General features: G+C 43.4%; 19 protein-coding genes. 10 read left to right on the top strand and 9 right to left on the bottom strand.

Annotated elements, in window-relative coordinates:
• Window positions 1-497 precede the first annotated feature (497 nt).
• The 7 genes from ASULF_RS04130 to ASULF_RS04100 all read right to left on the bottom strand — a co-directional run bounded on the left by ASULF_RS04130 (window position 498) and on the right by ASULF_RS04100 (window position 5,934).
• Window positions 498-731: an MTH895/ArsE family thioredoxin-like protein gene (locus tag ASULF_RS04130; protein ID WP_015590438.1), complete on the bottom strand. Its 234-nt coding sequence runs from the start codon at window positions 729-731 to the stop codon at window positions 498-500.
• Window positions 728-1,783, bottom strand: a complete 1,056-nt coding sequence (locus ASULF_RS04125) for a permease (RefSeq protein ID WP_015590437.1) — start codon at window positions 1,781-1,783, stop codon at window positions 728-730. Before ASULF_RS04125 ends, ASULF_RS04130 begins: the two co-directional genes overlap by 4 nt.
• 63 nt (window positions 1,784-1,846) lie before the next feature.
• Window positions 1,847-2,410, bottom strand: coding sequence for an Lrp/AsnC family transcriptional regulator (locus ASULF_RS04120; RefSeq protein WP_015590436.1), 564 nt, complete (start codon window positions 2,408-2,410; stop codon window positions 1,847-1,849).
• A 191-nt stretch (window positions 2,411-2,601) separates the two neighbouring features.
• Window positions 2,602-3,945, bottom strand: a complete 1,344-nt coding sequence (locus ASULF_RS04115; RefSeq protein WP_015590435.1) for an MFS transporter — start codon at window positions 3,943-3,945, stop codon at window positions 2,602-2,604.
• Window positions 3,942-5,315, bottom strand: a complete 1,374-nt coding sequence (locus ASULF_RS04110; RefSeq protein ID WP_015590434.1) for an MATE family efflux transporter — start codon at window positions 5,313-5,315, stop codon at window positions 3,942-3,944. Before ASULF_RS04110 ends, ASULF_RS04115 begins: the two co-directional genes overlap by 4 nt.
• Complete coding sequence (locus ASULF_RS04105; RefSeq protein ID WP_015590433.1) at window positions 5,312-5,722, bottom strand: MarR family winged helix-turn-helix transcriptional regulator; 411 nt, start codon at window positions 5,720-5,722, stop codon at window positions 5,312-5,314. The genes ASULF_RS04110 and ASULF_RS04105 overlap by 4 nt, the downstream gene beginning before the upstream one ends.
• A 23-nt stretch (window positions 5,723-5,745) precedes the next feature.
• Complete coding sequence (locus ASULF_RS04100) at window positions 5,746-5,934, bottom strand: hypothetical protein (protein WP_048098109.1); 189 nt, start codon at window positions 5,932-5,934, stop codon at window positions 5,746-5,748.
• Between the two features lie 356 nt (window positions 5,935-6,290).
• Here ASULF_RS04100 and ASULF_RS04095 point away from each other — a divergent pair, with 356 nt between their 5' ends.
• From ASULF_RS04095 to ASULF_RS04085, 3 genes are read left to right on the top strand one after another with little or no spacing between them, the layout of a single operon-like run.
• Window positions 6,291-6,590, top strand: a complete 300-nt coding sequence (locus tag ASULF_RS04095; RefSeq protein ID WP_015590432.1) for a PadR family transcriptional regulator — start codon at window positions 6,291-6,293, stop codon at window positions 6,588-6,590.
• The gene (locus ASULF_RS04090; RefSeq protein ID WP_015590431.1) at window positions 6,587-7,267 is read left to right on the top strand and encodes an ABC transporter ATP-binding protein; all 681 of its coding nucleotides are present in this window, start codon (window positions 6,587-6,589) and stop codon (window positions 7,265-7,267) included. Before ASULF_RS04095 ends, ASULF_RS04090 begins: the two co-directional genes overlap by 4 nt.
• Complete coding sequence (locus ASULF_RS04085; protein WP_081622997.1) at window positions 7,203-8,018, top strand: ABC transporter permease; 816 nt, start codon at window positions 7,203-7,205, stop codon at window positions 8,016-8,018. The genes ASULF_RS04090 and ASULF_RS04085 overlap by 65 nt, the downstream gene beginning before the upstream one ends.
• 63 nt (window positions 8,019-8,081) lie before the next feature.
• Here the strand turns inward: ASULF_RS04085 and mfnA are convergent, their stop codons facing one another.
• Window positions 8,082-9,257 (bottom strand): tyrosine decarboxylase MfnA, encoded by a 1,176-nt coding sequence (mfnA, locus tag ASULF_RS04080; protein WP_015590429.1) that lies wholly within the window; start codon window positions 9,255-9,257, stop codon window positions 8,082-8,084.
• A 98-nt stretch (window positions 9,258-9,355) separates the two neighbouring features.
• On the opposite strand from mfnA, the gene ASULF_RS04075 reads away from it, so the two are divergent.
• Together ASULF_RS04075 and ASULF_RS04070 are read left to right on the top strand one after the other, a co-directional pair.
• Entirely contained in the window at window positions 9,356-10,330 is a 975-nt protein-coding gene (locus ASULF_RS04075; protein WP_144060473.1) for an AbrB/MazE/SpoVT family DNA-binding domain-containing protein, read from the top strand.
• Window positions 10,331-10,368: 38 nt separating this feature from the next.
• On the top strand, window positions 10,369-11,151 hold the full coding sequence (locus ASULF_RS04070) for a DUF166 domain-containing protein (RefSeq protein ID WP_015590427.1): 783 nt from the start codon (window positions 10,369-10,371) through the stop codon (window positions 11,149-11,151).
• A gap of 66 nt (window positions 11,152-11,217) precedes the next feature.
• Here ASULF_RS04070 and ASULF_RS11880 read toward each other — a convergent pair whose 3' ends face one another.
• On the bottom strand, window positions 11,218-11,388 hold the full coding sequence (locus ASULF_RS11880; protein WP_015590426.1) for a hypothetical protein: 171 nt from the start codon (window positions 11,386-11,388) through the stop codon (window positions 11,218-11,220).
• A gap of 448 nt (window positions 11,389-11,836) precedes the next feature.
• On the opposite strand from ASULF_RS11880, the gene ileS reads away from it, so the two are divergent.
• Genes ileS through ASULF_RS04045 form a run of 5 tightly spaced genes read left to right on the top strand, consistent with a single transcriptional unit; the run spans window position 11,837 to window position 18,517 of the window.
• A complete protein-coding gene (gene ileS / locus ASULF_RS04065; protein WP_015590425.1) occupies window positions 11,837-14,926 on the top strand; it encodes an isoleucine--tRNA ligase in 3,090 nt (1,029 codons plus the stop codon).
• Between the two features lie 12 nt (window positions 14,927-14,938).
• Entirely contained in the window at window positions 14,939-15,562 is a 624-nt protein-coding gene (locus ASULF_RS04060; protein WP_015590424.1) for a 6-hydroxymethylpterin diphosphokinase MptE-like protein, read from the top strand.
• Complete coding sequence (locus ASULF_RS04055; RefSeq protein WP_015590423.1) at window positions 15,546-16,589, top strand: glycosyltransferase family 4 protein; 1,044 nt, start codon at window positions 15,546-15,548, stop codon at window positions 16,587-16,589. The genes ASULF_RS04060 and ASULF_RS04055 overlap by 17 nt, the downstream gene beginning before the upstream one ends.
• The gene (locus ASULF_RS04050) at window positions 16,590-17,528 is read left to right on the top strand and encodes a glycosyltransferase (protein WP_015590422.1); all 939 of its coding nucleotides are present in this window, start codon (window positions 16,590-16,592) and stop codon (window positions 17,526-17,528) included. It begins immediately after the preceding gene.
• On the top strand, window positions 17,501-18,517 hold the full coding sequence (locus ASULF_RS04045) for a flippase-like domain-containing protein (protein ID WP_015590421.1): 1,017 nt from the start codon (window positions 17,501-17,503) through the stop codon (window positions 18,515-18,517). The genes ASULF_RS04050 and ASULF_RS04045 overlap by 28 nt, the downstream gene beginning before the upstream one ends.
• Window positions 18,518-18,531 lie beyond the last annotated feature (14 nt).

Genomic DNA, 18,531 nt, shown 5'->3' with positions numbered 1-18,531 from the left:
TGAGGATTCGAAAGAAAGAGACCTATGAATGTCTTGTTCGTTTGTACTGAGGGTTCTTGCAGATCGTAGATGGCTGAAGTTTGGTTCAATGCTTTGATTAAGAAAACGATAGCTCAAAGTGCTGGCACAAAGCCAGCTGAGGAAGTTGATCCATTGGCGTAAAGGTGATGGAAGAGATCGGTATTTCAATGAAAAATCAAGAGAAGTGAATTTTTCTGACCAAGTATGTCGATATAAGTAAGTTTGCCAACGCGGTTGTAGAAATTGTTATTGAGATTCTATACGATGTCTCACTGCACTTTTACTTTTAATCTCTTGTGAGGGTAGTCAATAATTGACATCAAATCGCACTCGCTTTAAAATATATGGATCAATATGGCAGGTACGGAGTTGAGGTAATGAACATGCGAGTGTTAATTGCAAACAGAAAAGATGCTAAAAAGCTTGGTTCTATCTTATTTCTAGAAAATAGAAAATAAAAATAAATTTGATTTTTATTACTTCTTAATGAACTTTAGTATCTCGCTCTCACTCGGTATCTTGCCCTGGATAACAATCTCTCCATCTACCCATACTGCCGGTGTTACCAGTACTCCAAACTTCGTAGCCTCACTCATGTCTGTGACATATTCTATATCCGCATCTGTCCTTTCCTTTTCGACCACCTTTTTCACAACCTCATAAGTCGCCTTACATCTCGGGCATCCCGGCCCTAAAACCTTAATTTTCATGCCATCACCTCCCAGATTCCATACACATATCCAGCGAGCGTTGAAAGTACAATTATTGTTAGAACATAAATCACAGCTCTTCTAACTCCAAACAACCTGCCAATGGCAAGCATGTTTGGTAAACTTAACCCTGGCCCGGCTAAAAGCAAAGCTAAAGCTGCTCCACTTCCCATACCAAGCCTCATAAGCATTTCAACAAATGGTGCCTCTGTCATTGTTGCGAAATAACTCAAAGCACCGATTATCGTTGCGAGAAAGCTCTGCCTCAAACCTTCGCCACCAAGCCACACGTAAATTACATCCGTGTTTTTCAGTATTTCTCCAATCACTCCAACGATGAAAACACCCAGCAACAATAGGGGAATGATTACTTTCACAAAGAACCATGTTTCAAGCATCCAGTACTTTAGCTCCTCCATTGAAAAGCTTTTTACAGCATAAAGCATAGTTGCCAGAATTAAAACGCCAAAAACTTCAACCTTGAAAATGTATGGCTTTCCCAAGCCAAGATAGTTTGGCAAAAGCAGAGTTGCGATTAACAGTACGAACAAGATAAAGGCTTTTCTTTCAATAAGCCTTCCGGGGTTTGTTGGTAAAGCTTCAATTTCCAGATTCCTGTCAAAAAAATAGTATAGGACGATTCCCACAATGAAAGCAGTTGAAATAGCTGCAATTATCCTTGCAAGAGCCAGCTCAACTCCGAGAATTGCTCCGGTATATGTAACTGCAAGTATGTTGGTCGCGGGAGCTACCCAGAGGATCATCATTGCTGGAGCAGTTGCATTCGTTCTTTTATAGATTCCTGATGCTATTGGAATTACCGTGCACGAGCAGACGGCAAGGAAGAAGGAAGAGATTACTGCGAGAGGAAACGATCTGAGCTTTGAAGTTGCAGCCCCAAGATAACTGACAAGCACAGCTTTATTCATCATCGACATTAATGCCCCAGCTATTAGGAATGCTGGAACTAAGCAAGTTAGAACATGGAGTGCAACGTATTCTTCAAGAGCTTTCAAACCAGCAACTAGTAGATTCTCAATCAGATACTCCATAGTTTTGGTTTAAATTATAAAGATATTTAAGAGTTTCTGTTTAAAATTTAAACTAAGAATTGATTATAATCTGCCTCTGTAAAATTTTGTCGCAGGACACCCAAGGCATTTCCCTGCTTCATATCTCTTGCAGTCTCCACAAAAGACTCCGCAAGGTGCAATCTCCTCACTCTTATCCGCTACAACCCTAATATCGAGATAGCTATCATAGTATATTTCTTGGATTGGATATATCTCGAATCTCCTGATTCCGGGCTGGGATCTCAAAGAGCACCTTTCAAGACTGACACTTTCCAACGAATGATAGTCTTCAGCGAAAATTAAAGCAAAGAGGTTGTAGCTGCCCGTGGTGACAAAGAACTTTATTATCCTCGGACAGTTTTCAAATCGCTTCAAGAGCTTTTCCAGTGCCTCAGCACTCTCGACCTCCATCGCAATTATAGCGGTTATAATTTTGAGCTTTTCAACATTTAGCAATGCAGTTAACTTTATTTCTCCTTTTTCAAGCTTATCAAGTCTTTTTTTAACGCCCATAGCCGACATGCCGATCTCTTCAGCTATCTCGGAGAGCGTTGCCTTTCCATTTCTCTGGAGAATCGATATGATCTTTCTATCCTTTTCATCCATGCTGTTTTTTCTTTCCCTCCTAACTTAAAGTTTATTACCTAAACATTTCTGTGGCTATCAGTTTTACTTTCTAAAATATTATTCAGTTTATAATTTAAACCAAAACTTAATATAGGTTTAAATTAATATCTTCAGGGAAGGAGCTAGCACATTTTGCCGTTCTCAAACTCGTGAAAATTGGAATATTGTATCTATCTTATCCTCCCTCTCGCAAGAGAAGCGAATATTCCGAAGAAGCAGAGCAGTGAGAAAATAGCAAAGGATGTGCGTGTGCTCTCTATCAGTAGCGAGTAAACTTCAGGAGTAATTAAAACCTTTCCGATATAAATGGCAAAGACGAGCATAACGATAGCCATGCTGAGCATCTGCCCCACAACACGCATCGTTGAAAGTGTTGCTGATGCGATTCCGTAAAATTTTTTCTCGACTGAACTCATAATCGCATTCGTATTTGGAGAGCTGAACAGTGCAAATCCGAAGCCCATAAGCATTAGATTCGCCACGATCATCGAAATGGATGTGCTGGAGTTTATCCCGGAGAATACGAAAAGTCCCATTGCGGTGACAGCCATTCCTGCAGAGGCAACAACTCTCGGCTCTATTCTGTCAGAAAGCCAGCCTGCAAATGGAGAGAGCATAGCCTGAACGACCGGCTGTGCGACAAGGATAGCCCCAGCCTGCTGGGGTGTAAGAGCCTTGATGTACTGCAGATACAGGCTGAGAAGATAAGTCACAGCGAATGTTGCACTGTAGTTCAGCAGTGCAGCGAGATTTGAGAAGGCAAAAGTCATGTTTCTCCTGAAAAGCTTTATTTCGAGGACAGGATGCTCGATTCTGCTTTCCCACAAAATGAAGGTAATCAGCAGAGCCAAGCCCGCTGTTATCAGAATCGGAGATGACTCAGATACGCCAATCATTATCAGAACAAGCATCAGGCTGTAAATGACTGAGCCAGTTATATCGAATCTCTCTCCCTTTGCATCAGCCCACTCTGCTTTCAGCTTCCATAAGGCAATTGCAACAACCAAAACGCCGAGGGGGACATTTACAAGAAAAACACTCCTCCATCCAAAGTTCTGGGTTAAAATGCCGCCAAAGAATGGTCCAAAACTCAAGCCGGTGTAGACGGAAGCAACATTAATTCCGAGAACTTTTCCCCTCTCTTTGATTGGAAAGACAGAGGTGAGAATTGCTATACCTGTCGCAAATACCATCGCCCCTCCAATTCCCTGCAGAACTCTGAATGCTATCAGCATTTCAGCCGAATTCGATACTCCTGAAAGGAGAGACCCGGCTGTAAATACGGTCATGCCAGTTACAAAAACCCTCTTCCTGCCCTTGATGTCCGCAAGCCTTCCGAATGGAACTAAGAACATTGCTGATGAAAGCAGAAAGGCTGTAGCAATCCAGTTAAGGGTTATTGCATCTACCCCAAACTCACTTCCGATCGTTGGAAGAGCGACATTTACCGATGAAAGCGTGAAAGGAGTTAAGAATGAGGCGAGGGTTATTGTTATGAGCGCTGATCGCCTCATGCTCTCACCTTTACTGCTAACTCTCTTTCAAGTTTTCTGACGGTCAGCGTCCCCCACATGAATGCGATCAGAGATGCGGTTACGTTTCCAATAGTAACCCCTATCAGCACTCCGTAAAATCCAAAGCCAAGCAGAAAAGCGAAAATGTAGGCGAAGCTGAGCTGCAGGATTATGGTTCTCAGGATCGTGATAGCCAAGGAGTTCTCCCCCCTTCCAATTCCCTGAAACATCGCTACAGTCATCATCCCCATTGGTGTGAAGAGCAGGAAAGCTGGTAGAATCCTCATCGCATTAACGAGTTCCTGGTATATTCTGACTGAAGCCTCGGAGTATGTGAAAACGAATGCTATTTTTGGAGCGGTAATTATCATTGCTGAAACTATGAATACTTCTATCAGAGCTGTTAGCTTTATTGCATGAAGATAGGCTGTTCTCAACTTCTCAGCATTTTTCGCTCCAAAAGATGCTCCAACGACGGCTGTGACAGCTCCACTCATCCCGAAGAGCGGGATGAAGCCGAAGCTTATCAATCTCCATGCACTTGTAAAAACAGCAATCCCATCGCTCCCTCCCGCCCTGACTATTATCATATTTAGAAAGACCATCGCAATCGACATGGACAGCATTGAGAAGGATGAAGGCAGACCAACTCTGAGAATGTCAAACATGATTTTTCTATCTGCTCTGAAGCTCTTCACACCTACATCAACAAAGGTTTTTCCGCCAAAGAACCAGTAGATGAAAACGGCAGATGAGATTGCCATCGACACCACAGTTGCGTAGGCAGCTCCAGCAACGCCGAGGTTGAGAATGTAGATGAAGATAGGGTCCAAAATGATATTAATGACCGTCCCAGCAACATTTGCATACATCGTCCTTCTCGTATTTCCTTCGCCGTTCAGTATGCCCGTCGATATGTTATTGAAAACGAGAAAGACTGAGCCTGCGACAATTATTCTCGAATACTCTAAGGCGAGGTTCAGAACGTTGCCTTCAGCTCCGAGCAGTTTCAGCAAATGCTCGAGCCGGATTACGATTAAAGTGAGTATTAATGCCACAGCAAAACCCGTTACGATAGCGTGCATCGCGATATTGTCTGCATTTTTCTTATCCTTAGCCCCTATCCTTCTCGACATGGCGGAGCTTGCTCCTATCCCTAACCCCATCGATAATGAGATGAAGATCATGAAAAGCGGGAAGAAGATGCCTATCGCCGATAAAGCATCAGCCCCAAGCCCAGCAACCCACGCTCCGTCTGCCAAGTTGTACAGCGTGAAAACGAGGTTGCTTACCATCATCGGAGTTGATAGCTTTATAAGTGCCTTTTTCGGGTCTCCGGTAAGAACTTTAACCTCTCGTAACTCTTTCATGTCTCGTCCTCCACCTGATCAAGATTTCTTAGCATTTTTTTCAGAAGGGTCTGCAGAGTCTGCTTTTCGTCTTCGGTGAAGTTTTTCAGGAGAATTTCGTTAATCTCTGAAGCGATTTTTTCAAATTTCCTCATTACAGCCTTACCTTCTTCTGTTATCTCCACCCTGTACTCTCTTCCCACCCTTCTCCTCGTTACAAACCCTCTCTCCTCCAGACTTCTCAGAGCTTTTGAGACGGTTCCTTTAGTCATTCCGGTCTCCTCGATTATCTCCTTCTGAGTTATTGGATTTTGATATATGATTTTGAGACATTTAAACTCAAGGAAAGTCAGCTCTCCAGAAAGATTTCTCATTACGAGCTTCTTTATGTTCTGGAGGATCATGAAGAGTATCTTTCCTATGTCCATAGAGTTTCATATGAAACTTTTGTTTATAAGGTTTCTGTCGAACCCATAATCAAAAACTTCAAAGGTCTTAAAACGGCTATGTAGTAGGGTAGCGATTCATCGAGCTTCATAAGCTCAAAACCCGGACTCATCTTCATCAACTCTTCAACAGTGATTCTTTCTTCAATTGGCGGACTGGGAGGAGTCTCAATCTTCTTCCATTCAGCAACCACGATGTAAGCAGCTCTCCTCGCCCAGTTGATTAACCTGATGGATCTTCTATATCATGTAGAAAGTTGAAATAGTACAAGATCGATCTCGGAATCAATCTCTGTTGGCTTATCCGAGATTATGATTTCAACATTTTCCATCCATATCTACCAATTTGTTCTGAGCTTATCTGCCATTTCAGGGCCCATCTCAACTGCATACCTTTTTGAATATCTTTGAAAGTGGAACTGTCAGATAATCCGTTCCTACATCATGCCAAAAGCCCCAAATTTTAGCATGGGTTAGATAGAAGTATTAGACATACCCCTTAAGAAATTTTATATGTCAATATCGAAAACCGATAACGAAAGGTGATATCTTGCTGGATCGAAAGCTATTCCTCGGCTTCGTAAGAGTACACATCCTATACCACGCATCGAAGGGTGAAATCTATGGAGCCTGGATGATGAAAGAGCTTGCGAGGCACGGCTACTCTTTAAGCCCCGGGACGCTTTATCCAATACTTCACGAAATGGAGAGGGACGGACTGCTGCAGTCGAAAAAGGTTGTTGTTAATGGGAAGGTGAGAAAGGTCTATCGAATTACAGAAAAGGGCTTAAAGATGCTGGAGATGGCGAAAAAGAGGGTAAAGGAACTTTTCAGCGAGGTGATGGAGTGATAGAGGTGATAAATGTCAGAAAAAGCATAAGAGGGAAAGAAATTCTCAAGGGTGTGAATTTGAAAGTGAAGAGGAGGGAAGTGATGGTTATTGCTGGGCCATCAGGCAGTGGCAAGTCAACACTTCTACGGTGCATAAACAGGCTCACGGAAATAGATGGTGGGGACATACTGGTTGATGGTATCTCAATTAAGAAATACAATCCTATCCAGCTCAGAAGGAATGTAGGAATGGTGTTTCAGTTTCCCGTGATGTTTGAAGGGCGTGTTAAAGACAACATAGCCTATGGTTTAAGACTTTTAGGTAAAACGGCGACTGAAAAAAGTGTTGAAAAGCTTGCCAGAGAAGTTGGAATTGAAAATTTACTTGATGCTGATGCCAGCAAACTCAGTGGGGGAGAGCAGCAGAGGGTTGCGATAGCGAGAACATTAGCTTTAGAACCGAAAGTTCTGCTTCTTGATGAGCCAACTGCATCACTCGATCCTGAAAATGTCAGAAAAATTGAAAATCTCGTGTTAAAGCTCGTTAGATCAAGAGATCTGACTGTCTTATGGGTAACTCACGATGTTGAGCAGGCAAAGAGAATTGGAGACAGAGTAGCGGTTATGAAAGATGGAAGGATTGTTACGGTTGAAGATCCTGAGAAGATTTTATGGAGCGATGTTTATGTACGCTGAACCCTTAATTAAGCTTGCCTACGCATCCGCTCTTGCCATACTCGTCATGGCCGTATCTTATCTCAGAAGGATAGAAATCGGTAGAGATTTTTCTTTCGCCGCTCTGAGAGGGTTCGCTCAGCTAATGCTTCTTTCTATCGTGCTGACTTATGTTTTCACATCTACAATATGGCACATTTTTGCCCTGCCAATATTCATTGCAATGGCTTTGCTTGCTGGATATACATCCGCTAAAAGAGTCGGCATGCCTAAAGCAACATTGATAACCACACCGAGCATAGCCATCGGCGCCACAACATCGCTTGCAGCAATGACTGTCCTTAAGGTTATACCACTACAACCGAAGTTTGTCATTCCTCTCGCAGGCATGGCATTTGGAAATGCAATGAACATTTGCTCGCTAACACTCAACAGACTTTTGAGTGAAGTCAGGAATAACAGAAGTAGAATTGAGGCTATGCTTGCACTTGGGGCTACTGCTCAGCAAGCTGTGGAACAGTATGAAAGGACATCTATAAAATCGGCCCTTATTCCAAGCATCGACAATATGAGGACTCTCGGCATAATTTTCATTCCAGGAGCAATGACTGGAATGCTTATGGCCGGAATCGATCCGACAACTGCTGCTGTTTATCAGATATCGATCTTTTTCATGATTATCAGCTCCGGGATTGTTGCAGCAGTAAATGCTACATATCTAACAAAGAAGAGGTTGTTTACACCAGCTCACCAGCTTGCGGAGGATGTTTAGCAGATACAGTCCAAACACCGTTCAGAACAAAAATAAAACCTGGATATATGTCCAAAATAAAAATTAAACCCAATTTATAATTTTCCTGAACTCGCTCAGGAATTCCTTGATAACTTCTTCGGTAACATGTGGCATTATCACGAACCTTATAGCCCTTGGCTCTTTTATTGATGAAATAATCCATCTCCTTTTCATAAGTTCATTCCTTATTTTTTCAGCCTTCTCTGTTTTAAAGCTGACCACATTCATTATTGGATCAATTACAGGCTCAAATCCAAGAGAAATCATTTCTTCCGTCAGCAGTCTTGTATTTTTCAGACATTCCATTACTATCTTCTTCATCCCATCGAATCCCAGACCATGAAGGACAGCAAAGGCAGAGGCCACACCTGTCCCCGGCCTAGTGCCTGTTAGTGTGAACTGCGTTCTTGATGTCAAGTATGGTGTTTCAACCTCCAGAGCCCTGAGGTAGCTCTCATTCCTGAAAAGAATTCCTCCAGAAGGTATCGTTGCCATGCCCATCTTGTGCGGATCGATCGTTATCGATGAAACACCATCGTTCTGGAAGTCAAATGGATAGGGATTATTCATGAATGGTATAACCAGCCCGCCAAAGGCCGCATCTACATGCAGTTCGACACAATTCTCCTCAGCAAGCTTAGAAAGCTCAACTATTGGATCTATCTGGCCAAGCTCTGTTGTGCCGGCTATTCCAACAAGGCATACAGTGTTCTCATCCATCAGCTTCTCGACCTCTGACACATCAACCTTATACTCCTCATCCAGTTTGGCTCTTCTGACCTCAACACCAAGTATATCTCCGATTTTCTCGAACGAGAAGTGAGCGGACTTCGGGATGACAATGTTTGGATTTCGGGAATCCTTTATTTTATCTCTCATTTTATTTCTTCCAGCCCTTATCCCCTGAATGTTCGCCTCAGTCCCTCCAGAGCATATGTATCCGGCAACCTCGCTGCCATGCAGCAGTTCACCAATCATTCCTATCAGTTTCTCTTCAAGCTTCTTTGTACCTTGAAAAATCCCAGGATCTCCGAGGTTTGTTTCTATAAACATCTCATGGGCCTTTAAAGCGAGTGGGTGGGGTGTGGTGCACATCGAGCTTAAAACCCTATTATAGGGGATATCCTGACTTCTGAACTCTTTGAGAATCCTTATAGTTTCTGAAGTTTCTGCATGTTCTGAATATTTTGAATATTCTAAATTATTCTGCGAGTTCATCGCAGAAGAGAGTTCGGCAGGTTTTAAATAGCTATCTGAGATTGAAAATATATATCGATACAATTAATTTTAAGTACTACTTAGCGTACATATGGATAATGAAAGTCAGGAAGCTGCAGCTGGTTGGCGGTTCGAGCTACATGGTTTCACTGCCAAAGGAATGGGTGTACAGATATAAGCTGAAACAGGGAGATGAGCTGATACTTAACGATTTTGATGATTTCATAGTCATACAGCCGAACATCAATGGCAGCAGGGAGGTCAAGGTTGGCATCAAAAAGATGCCAAGCTACGAAACCAGCTTTCTTAAGCGATTCTTTGGAGCCATCTACTCTCTTGGCGCAGACAGAATAGTGATAGAAGATCCGGAAGTTGGAAAATACATCACGGACATCTCGGATCTGACTCACCACTACATAGGCATGGAGGTTTTAGATGCAAGCGAGAGCAAGATTATCGTCCACTGCTTCACAATTCCGGACTTCGATGTCGTGACCATAATAAAGAGAATGTTTCAGATTCTGAAGAGCCTGATCTCTGAAATTGAAGATGTTCTTGAAGATAACACAGATTACAATGCGTTCGAGAAGAAAATCAGGAGTTACGAGAACGATTTTGACAGGCTGTATCTCCTATCGGTCAGGATAGTGAACAAGGGTATGAAGAGGATTACTGTGTCCGAATGGGACGAGATGAGGTCTCTACTCGGCTCAAGGATCATATCGAAGTTCTGCGAAGAGATAGCAGACATTTTGTTTATAATGACGAGATATCTCAAAAACCACGATTTTGACAGAAGAAGCATTAAAGAGCATATGAAATCAATTAAGCAGGTCCTGGAAATGGGGTTTGAGTCTTTCAGAGCTTCGGACATCTCAAAGACCACCGAATTTCTGACGGAAGTTGAGAAGGTCAGCAATAAAATACAGAAATCCATTGAAGAGACCGAAGACGGAATAATCCTCAAGGAATTCCTGCTCCAGATATGCAGAATGCTCGAGTCCATAGGCGAGATAACATTCAACAAATGCGTGAGAGAGATGCTTAAGAAGAATGTCAAAAATGAGCGATAAATGAATAAGATTAAATTTCTCAAAAAGATTCCGTAATTGTGGATCTCGGGATAATATTCAGCGGGGAGTTTGGGAGGAGATTTGTTTTAAATCTTGCCTATCCAGAATCATGTCCACATCTGGGAGCCTGCGGGATAGAATTCTGTGATAAGTGCAAGGACTACGATTTTTCAGATAAGATTGCCTTTGTTAGGGAGCTAAACCTGTCAGGACAGCTATACATCGAAGACCCTTCTGAATACCTTCAGGACTTACAGTCCGATGTCATTATAGCAATAAATATCCACCCGGATGTTCTGATCGAACTGCCGGAGGCTGCTGAAGCAAAAGCCCTGATAATCCCGATAGAAGATCCCTCCTGGTGCCCTTTAGGACTGAGAAAGCAGATCAAAGAGATTTGTGACGAGATAGGAATCGAATTCACAGCTCCAAAACCATTCTGCTCGATTAGGGCTGGTGGAAGGCACATCAAAAAGTTCTGCGACGAATTCAGAATTGGAACGCCGGACTTTGAGATAAAGTCGGCAGGAAATGTGATAGAGGATGTTAAAGCTTTTCGGGATACATGTGGGTGTGCATACTATGTCGCAAAAAAGATGAAGGGATATATCATAACAGATAAACACGAGCTGTGGAAGGATGTACATCAGCACCAATGTGCATACCCCTGCATGGCGAGTATGGAGAGAGATGTAGAGATAGTGGAGGCGATTTTTCACTTAGCCGGATACATAATGGTCTATAATTTCAGCAGGGCTTTGGGCATAGATGCAGAAGGGTTCATTCCAGAGTACATGCGTAAGTTTGTAATAGATGCTTGAAGAACAATTAAATAGGCGATATAAATAAAGTTAAATAAAAAATAAAACCTTGAAGTTCCGACACAGCTAAAAATATTCGACCCTGAACTCTTTCTTTTTCAGTTTTTTCATCTTTTTTCTTCTATTGCCTTTGAAATTCTGACGGGGAGGGTCGTTCAAAAGCTCTTCAAATTCCTCATCCGTCACGGGCTTTAAATCCATCCAGTCTTCGAACTTTTTCGCCCTCTTCAAAGCCATCTACCCTTTTATTTTTTAAAAGTTTTGAAGTGGATAATATATAACTTTTTCGAGATTAAGTACGGACATCCTACGGGCATCTATTTGTAGCTGGTTAGGATTCTTTGACACTCTCCACGGCTAAAGCCGGGAGATTCTTGCTTCTAAGGCTCTCATCCCCATCAGCCTGCATCGGGCTTTTACCCTTCAGCCAGTCGTCTGCCCTAGAAGCAATGGGTATGCCAGCACCCCGTTCCCCGTCCTCCTGTCGGACCGGGTATTCAATTTAATTCGAATGCAAGGTAATTAAACTTAATTCTCCATAAACCTCCCTCCCACCCTAATTCATCTCACGGTTAAAACCGTGAGCTTTCTTAGCAACTTTCTGTAAGAAGTCTTTAAGGAAAACATTTTAAGCTCCAGTAATCAACTCTCAACGCTCACGATTACAGTTGATGGTGATATCATGATGGCAAAGGTTTTTCCAAAGGTCTATAATCCCGAGATGGTTGCTGAGGAAATCGAGAAGTTCTGGAAAGAGAACAAAATATATGAGCGGGTGAAAAACAGAGGAGATAGGAAGTTCTTTTTTGTAGATGGCCCACCATACACCACAGGAAGAATACACCTCGGAACTGCCTGGAACAAGGTTTTGAAGGACTCAATTTTGAGATACAGGAGAATGATGGGATACAGGGTAACGGATACACCAGGGTGGGACATGCACGGTCTGCCAATTGAAGTTAAGGTTGAGCAGGAACTGGGGTTCAGGAGCAAGAAAGACATAGAGGACTATGGAATCGACAAATTTGTGGAGATGTGCCTGAACTACGCTTTGAAGAACAAGAAGGCCATGGAGGAACAGTTCAAGATGCTCGGAGTCTGGATGGACTGGGATAACCCATACATGACGATAAAGGCAGACTACATAAACGCGGCATGGTGGACGATAAAACAGGGATATGAGAGGGGCTTGCTCGAAAAGAAGCAGATGGTCGTGAACTGGTGCCCGAGATGTGAGACAGCTCTGGCTGATGCAGAGGTTGAGTACTGGGATGAAAAGGATCCATCAATCTATGTCAAGTTCCCGCTGAAGAAGGAGGAAGGTTACATAGTCATCTGGACAACAACCCCATGGACGCTACCAGCCAATATGGCTGTTGCTGTTCATCCCTCACTGGAATACGCCAAGATCAAAGCCAAAAAGGATGGTAAAGAGGAGATACTGATCTTGGCGAAAGAGCTTGCAGACAATGTTCTTGAAAAGGCCGGATACGATAGCTGGGAGATAGTGGATACCTTTTTGGGAGAAGATCTTGTAGGACTGGAATACGAACACCCTCTGTTTGAGTTTGTTCCTGAGCAGAAGAAGTTCAGACATGCTGTGTATATGGCAGAATTCGTTTCTGCTGAGAATACTGGCTGTGTTCACATAGCTCCGGGGCATGGTCTTGAGGACTACGAGCTCGGTCTTGAGCATGGACTGGATATATTTAACCCGGTTGATGACAGGGGAGTTTACACTGAGAAGGCTGGAAAATATGCTGGTATAAATGTTAGGGATGCCAACCAGGTTATAATTGAGGATTTGAAGGAAAAGGGCTTGCTTTTGGCTCATGAGCACATAGTACACAGATATGGGCACTGCTGGAGGTGCAAAAGCCCGATCATATACAGATCGACCGAACAGTGGTTCCTGAAAGTTTCAGAGCTGAAGGACAAGATGATCGAGGAGATAGAGAAAACGAGATGGATTCCCTCATGGGCTGGAGAGGCGAGGTTCAAGGACTGGGTTGGAAACGCCAAAGACTGGTGCATAAGCAGGCAGAGGTACTGGGGGATACCGATTCCCGTATGGGTCTGCGAAAAGTGCGGGAAGATGAAGGTTGTTGGAGATATCAACGAAATTCCATGGGAAAGCGATCTCGACCTCCACAGGCCGAAAGTTGACGAGGTCACATTCGACTGCGAATGCGGAGGGAAGATGAAGAGAGTTCCTGATGTCTTCGATGTCTGGTTCGACAGCGGTGTTGCCTCCTGGGGAACTCTCAAGTATCCAAGATTTAGGGAGGACTTCGAAAATCTCTGGCCGGCTGACTTCATAACCGAAGGACACGATCAGACCAGAGGGTGGTTCTATTCACAGCTCGGAGCGAGCGTTATAGCCTTTGGAAAAGCTCCTTACAAAACCGTGCTGATGCACGGCTTCACGCTCGATGAGCAGGGAAGAAAGATGAGCAAGAGCCTCGGAAATGTTGTTGAGCCAGAGGATGTTGTTAAAGAGGTTGGAGTTGACTCTTTCAGATTATATGTTCTATCTTCAGCCGTATGGGAGGATTTAAGGTTCAGCTGGGACGAGGTCAGGAACATCAACAGGGTTCTGAACATCTTCTGGAATGCTATAAGGTTCGCCCACACATACATGTCCCTTGACAGATTCAGGCTTGGAAGAGAACTCGATTTAAGGAAGGAGGACAGATGGATTCTCTCGAGGCTTGAGAACCTGAACATGGTTGCCAAGGATGCGTATGAGAACTACAGCCTCCACAGGATCGTAAGGGCCTTCCTGAACTTTGTCGTTGAGGATTTCAGCAGGTGGTACATACAGCTCGTCAGACCTGTTGTCTGGGAGGAAAAGGACTCGCCATCGAAGCTTGCCGTTTACACAACAATTTTGAAAGTCGTGGATAAAGCTAGCAGGATAATAGCTCCAATAGCTCCATATCTTGCAGAATGGATCTATATAAACTTCGTGAAAGCCTTCAGAGATTCAAAGGAGTCGATATTCCTTGAAAGATTTCCAGAGCCGGATAAGGGATTGATAGACAACGAACTCGAGGAGATGATGGACTTCGTTAGAGATATAGTTGAGTCCGCGAGCAACGCAAGGCAGAAGGCCAAAAAGAAGCTGAGGTGGCCTCTGAGAAAGCTAATCATAGAAAGTCAGGATGAAAAGGTTGCCAGAGCAGTAAAGGAGCTTGAGGACATCCTCAAAGCACAGTGCAATGTCAAGGAAGTAGAGGTTGTTTCTGAGTTTGAGAAAGAACTGGTTGCAAAACCAAACTTCAAGAAGATAGGGCCACTGTTCAAGGATAGAGCGAAGGAAGTTGCAGAGATGATCAGAAATATGGATTCGGCATCAATAACTGAGGCCACAAGAAATGGCATCGAGGTCTTTGGACAGAAATACAGGCTGGAAGAAATTGCTGAAATCGAGGCGAAAGTTCCTGAAGGATATGAGTACTCTGAGTTCAGAAGCGGATGGGTTTACATCACAACAGAACTCGATGAAGAGCTTTTGAAGGAGGCATATGCAAGAGAGATAGTCAGGAGAGTTCAGGAGATGAGAAAAGAGCTTGATCTGGATGTTGAGGAGTTCATAGAGGTTGGCATATCCGAAAGCGAGGACTTCGTTAAGGGTTTCTCGGACTACATAAAGAACGAGACGAGGGCAGAGAGCCTCAGGTTCTCCAAAGTCGATGAAAACGCTTACATCAGAGAATGGGATATTGAAGGCATAAAGGTCAGGATTTCGATAAAGAGGCTGAAAGAGGATTGAAAGAGGATTGAAATGGAGTTCGAGGAATGGATTGAGTTCTACAGACAGATCCTCATCGATTTTAATTTTTCAAAAGAGGAGGATGAGAGGAGTGCAGTAGTGATGCACAGCATCGCAAGGGAGAAGCTCATGGACACGCTGATTCTGGAAAAGAAAATCGGCGGGAAGGATGTTCTTATCATCGGCCCAATTCTGTCAGAAGATGATGCAGAAGAGATAAGAGAGTTTGAGGGTGTGAAGATAACAGCAGGAAAGGCGATAAATGCTGTAAGAGAGTTTATTCCAGACTTTGTACCGGACATCCATGTCACAGATATGGAGGAAAGCGATGATTTGCTCGTTGAGATTGGTGAAAGATGTATCCTCGTTCTGCATGCCCATGGAGATAACATCGACAGGGTCATGTCTGTGATACCGAAGATCGGATATTTTGTTGGAACAACCCAGAGCATCCCTTTTGACAAGATATACAACTTTGGAGGGTTTACTGACGGAGACAGGGCAGCGTGCATGGCCAAGCATTTCAACGCTAACGGCATAAAGCTTATCGGATTCGACTTTGAGAGGGCAGAGGGTTTGAAGAAAAAAAAGCTTGTATGGGCTGAAAGAATACTGAAGCATGAAGGAGTGCTGTGAGATTAAAATAGCTCTCACAACCCCGTACTACCCACCCCACATTGGAGGGGTTGAAATCCATGTTGAGGGACTTGTCAGGCAACTCTCTAAGAAGTATAATGTAACTGTTATTTCAAGCAACAACACCAGATGCATCGAAATCCCGTACTCTCCAATTCCTGTAAGCTTTCCTGGTGTTCAAGCTGATATCTATCACTCCCATGTTCCATCTCCCTTTTTCGCATGGTGGGTGATGAAAAAGGGGTACAGCCCTCATGTCATAACCTACCACAACGATGTTGTTGTACCATCAACTGTAAACGGCTACAGAATTCCGGGAAATGTTGGATATTTAGTAGAGAGAGTGAACGAGAAGGTTATAGTGCCAGTTCTCGAGTCCTGTGATGTCATCATCGCCACAACTAAAAGTTACGCTGTAACATCTCCAGTACTCTCCAGATTCATCGATAAGGTTGAAGTTGTACCGAATGCGGTTGATTTGAAGAAATTCAACTGCAAAAATGTAAAAAAACAGGATTTCGTGCTTTATGTTGGAAGACTGGTTGAATACAAGGGTCTGCCGGTTCTGATCGAGGCCATGAAAAAAGTGCAGAAAGAATTTGACTGCGAGTTGATTGTGATAGGGGATGGCGAGGATAGGGCAAGACTCGAAAACCTGGCGAAAAACATTAAGGCGAGATTTCTTGGAAGGCTTCCAACAAAGGAGGTGATAGGGTGGATGCAGAAAGCCAGAGTTCTCGTGCTCCCATCATTCTCAAGACTTGAAGCTTTTGGAATAGTTCTGCTCGAAGCCATGGCCTGCGGAACTCCGGTTATAGCATCGAACATTGCGGGAGTTAGAGAGGTTGCACTGGAAGGCGGATTGGTTTTTGATGATGTCGATGATCTCTCGAACAAAATACTGAAAATCTTGACCAACGATAGCTTCGCTAAAAAGCTGTCTGCAAAGGGCTTAAAATCCGTGAAAAACTATAGCTGGGAAGTTGTTTCTGAGAAAATAGAGAAAATATACCTGAGGTTGGTCTGAATGGTCAAAGTTGCTGTGATAGTTCCGGTTTCTCCATACGAGCCTCCAGAACTCGTTAGGAGGTCAATGGAAGTGCTGAAGAAATTAAAGTATCCGGGAGAGGTCAGAATACTCTATGTTCTTGACAGATACGACAGAAAAATAGATGTTGAGGGAGTTGAAATCCTCCACAGAGAGAATACGAGAGGAAAGAGGGCTGGAGCTATAAACGATGGAATTGATCACTTCAAAGACTTTAATCCGGATTACATAGCAATTTTCGATGTTGATTCCATTCCAGAGGAGGATTTCGTTGTCAAATGTGTTGAAGCACTTGAAAGAAACGATAAGGCATACATAGCCTCTTCTCCAAGATTCATATCAAACCCGGTAAATCTGTGCTCTGAAACTGTGGAGGCTGAATATCATCTGATAAACTACCTCCTTAAGAAGTCCAGATTCAGGCAGTTCAACGGGCTCATCGGTGTTCTGAGAGCCAAACATCTGTACGAGCACAGACTCGATGAGTCTGCAATCACTGAAGACGCTGACTTTGCCACGAGGATGCATGCTCTGGGGTACGAGGCTGTTCTGGTGGAAACGAGAGTTTTCGAGCAAGCTCCTGTGAGGTGGAAGGATCTGTTCTCTCAGAGGAGAAGATGGTACTACGGAGGATTGCAGTTGTGGAAGCACTTCAACTTCGTCAGAAAAGCTGACTTTGGATTCAAGCTTCACTGGATTCTTTCACTAACTCTAACATACATAATAGCCATCTTCATACCCTTCCTGATCCTGTCCCCATTCCTCCTGTATTACAAGTTTAAAGATATAAAAAAGATTAAATTATGTGCTGGTTTGCTTATACACACACTGATCTTGCAGGTAGCTGCAATACTGGCGATATACGACTACTTGAGAAGGAGAGGGGTTGAATGGAAACCACAGAAAAGAACAACATAAAAAATCTCACCAAGATACTGCTGGCCATAGGTATAAGTCTGGCCACGATCTTCATAATATTCAAGCTCACCGAAACAGAGCTCACATGGAAAGTCATATCCGCACTTGATAAGAAATTTCTTGCTGTAGCCCTGCTGTTCCACATTGCATTCTGGGCGTTCTGGGCCTTAAGGCTTCAGTACCTCTCATTGAATCTCGGCAAGAGGATCAGCTTTTCATACGCTCTGCAGGCAACGATTTCCTCATCGTTTCTCGCTGCGATAACACCATCCTCTGCCGGAGGAGAGCCATTAAGGGCAAAAATGCTCAGTGATGCTGGCATGAGTTATGGTGAGGCCACAGCAACCGTGCTTGCTGAGAGGCTGCTGGATGCTATATTCTTCATAACTGCACTGCCGTTCATGGTAATTCTCTCAGGATTCAAAGTCAGGTTTGGAGTCTACGCTGGTGTGATATTCACGATCACCTTCATTGGCTTTCTAGTACTCATGTACATGATCTTCAAGGATCAGGAGAACATAGACAAGATAACTTCAAAAATTTCATTTATTTTCAGATTTTGGAAGAAGGATGTTGGTAGCAGGGTTTATGATGTTGTGAAAAAAGAGCTTCTATTTTTCCGTTCAGCTTTGATAGATCTTGCTAAAATACCGAAGCTGAGAATTCTTGTATTGCTCATTTTGACATCTCTAACATGGATATTTGAGTTCTGTGTGCCTTCTGCCCTACTTTTGGCTATGAAAAGCCATCCCTACTGGATAGAGTCCATTGCATCACAACTCTTTCTGATCATACTATCTCTCATACCGCTAACCCCTGGGGCGAGTGGAATCGCAGAGACGGGTATGCTCTACTTTTACTCGTACTTTGTGAACTCTGCATACATGGGAACGCTTGTAGGGCTCTGGAGAATAATAACCTACCACACAAACCTGGTTGTCGGCCTGTTAGTTAATATAAAGGTGTTTGGATATAGATATATCCAGTAGATTAAAAATCTTAA

The sequence above is a fragment of the Archaeoglobus sulfaticallidus PM70-1 genome, assembly GCF_000385565.1.
Taxonomy (GTDB): domain Archaea; phylum Halobacteriota; class Archaeoglobi; order Archaeoglobales; family Archaeoglobaceae; genus Archaeoglobus_A; species Archaeoglobus_A sulfaticallidus.
Note: the sequence above shows the minus strand (reverse complement) of the source record. Positions and strands in the feature narration are given on the sequence as shown.

What these genes read in the sequence shown, in the direction of transcription:
- ASULF_RS04120 (WP_015590436.1), bottom strand. Translation starts at nt 2,410, where the DNA reads ATGGATGAAAAGGATAGAAAGATCATATCGATTCTCCAGAGAAATGGA.
- ASULF_RS04055 (WP_015590423.1), top strand. Translation starts at nt 15,546, where the DNA reads ATGAAGGAGTGCTGTGAGATTAAAATAGCTCTCACAACCCCGTACTAC.
- ASULF_RS04110 (WP_015590434.1), bottom strand. Translation starts at nt 5,315, where the DNA reads ATGAAAGAGTTACGAGAGGTTAAAGTTCTTACCGGAGACCCGAAAAAG.
- ASULF_RS04060 (WP_015590424.1), top strand. Translation starts at nt 14,939, where the DNA reads ATGGAGTTCGAGGAATGGATTGAGTTCTACAGACAGATCCTCATCGAT.
- ASULF_RS04115 (WP_015590435.1), bottom strand. Translation starts at nt 3,945, where the DNA reads ATGAGGCGATCAGCGCTCATAACAATAACCCTCGCCTCATTCTTAACT.
- ASULF_RS04045 (WP_015590421.1), top strand. Translation starts at nt 17,501, where the DNA reads ATGGAAACCACAGAAAAGAACAACATAAAAAATCTCACCAAGATACTG.
- ASULF_RS04130 (WP_015590438.1), bottom strand. Translation starts at nt 731, where the DNA reads ATGAAAATTAAGGTTTTAGGGCCGGGATGCCCGAGATGTAAGGCGACT.
- ASULF_RS04075 (WP_144060473.1), top strand. Translation starts at nt 9,356, where the DNA reads ATGAAAGTCAGGAAGCTGCAGCTGGTTGGCGGTTCGAGCTACATGGTT.
- ASULF_RS11880 (WP_015590426.1), bottom strand. Translation starts at nt 11,388, where the DNA reads ATGGCTTTGAAGAGGGCGAAAAAGTTCGAAGACTGGATGGATTTAAAG.
- ileS (WP_015590425.1), top strand. Translation starts at nt 11,837, where the DNA reads ATGGCAAAGGTTTTTCCAAAGGTCTATAATCCCGAGATGGTTGCTGAG.
- ASULF_RS04050 (WP_015590422.1), top strand. Translation starts at nt 16,590, where the DNA reads ATGGTCAAAGTTGCTGTGATAGTTCCGGTTTCTCCATACGAGCCTCCA.
- mfnA (WP_015590429.1), bottom strand. Translation starts at nt 9,257, where the DNA reads ATGAACTCGCAGAATAATTTAGAATATTCAAAATATTCAGAACATGCA.
- ASULF_RS04085 (WP_081622997.1), top strand. Translation starts at nt 7,203, where the DNA reads ATGGAAGGATTGTTACGGTTGAAGATCCTGAGAAGATTTTATGGAGCG.
- ASULF_RS04125 (WP_015590437.1), bottom strand. Translation starts at nt 1,783, where the DNA reads ATGGAGTATCTGATTGAGAATCTACTAGTTGCTGGTTTGAAAGCTCTT.
- ASULF_RS04105 (WP_015590433.1), bottom strand. Translation starts at nt 5,722, where the DNA reads ATGGACATAGGAAAGATACTCTTCATGATCCTCCAGAACATAAAGAAG.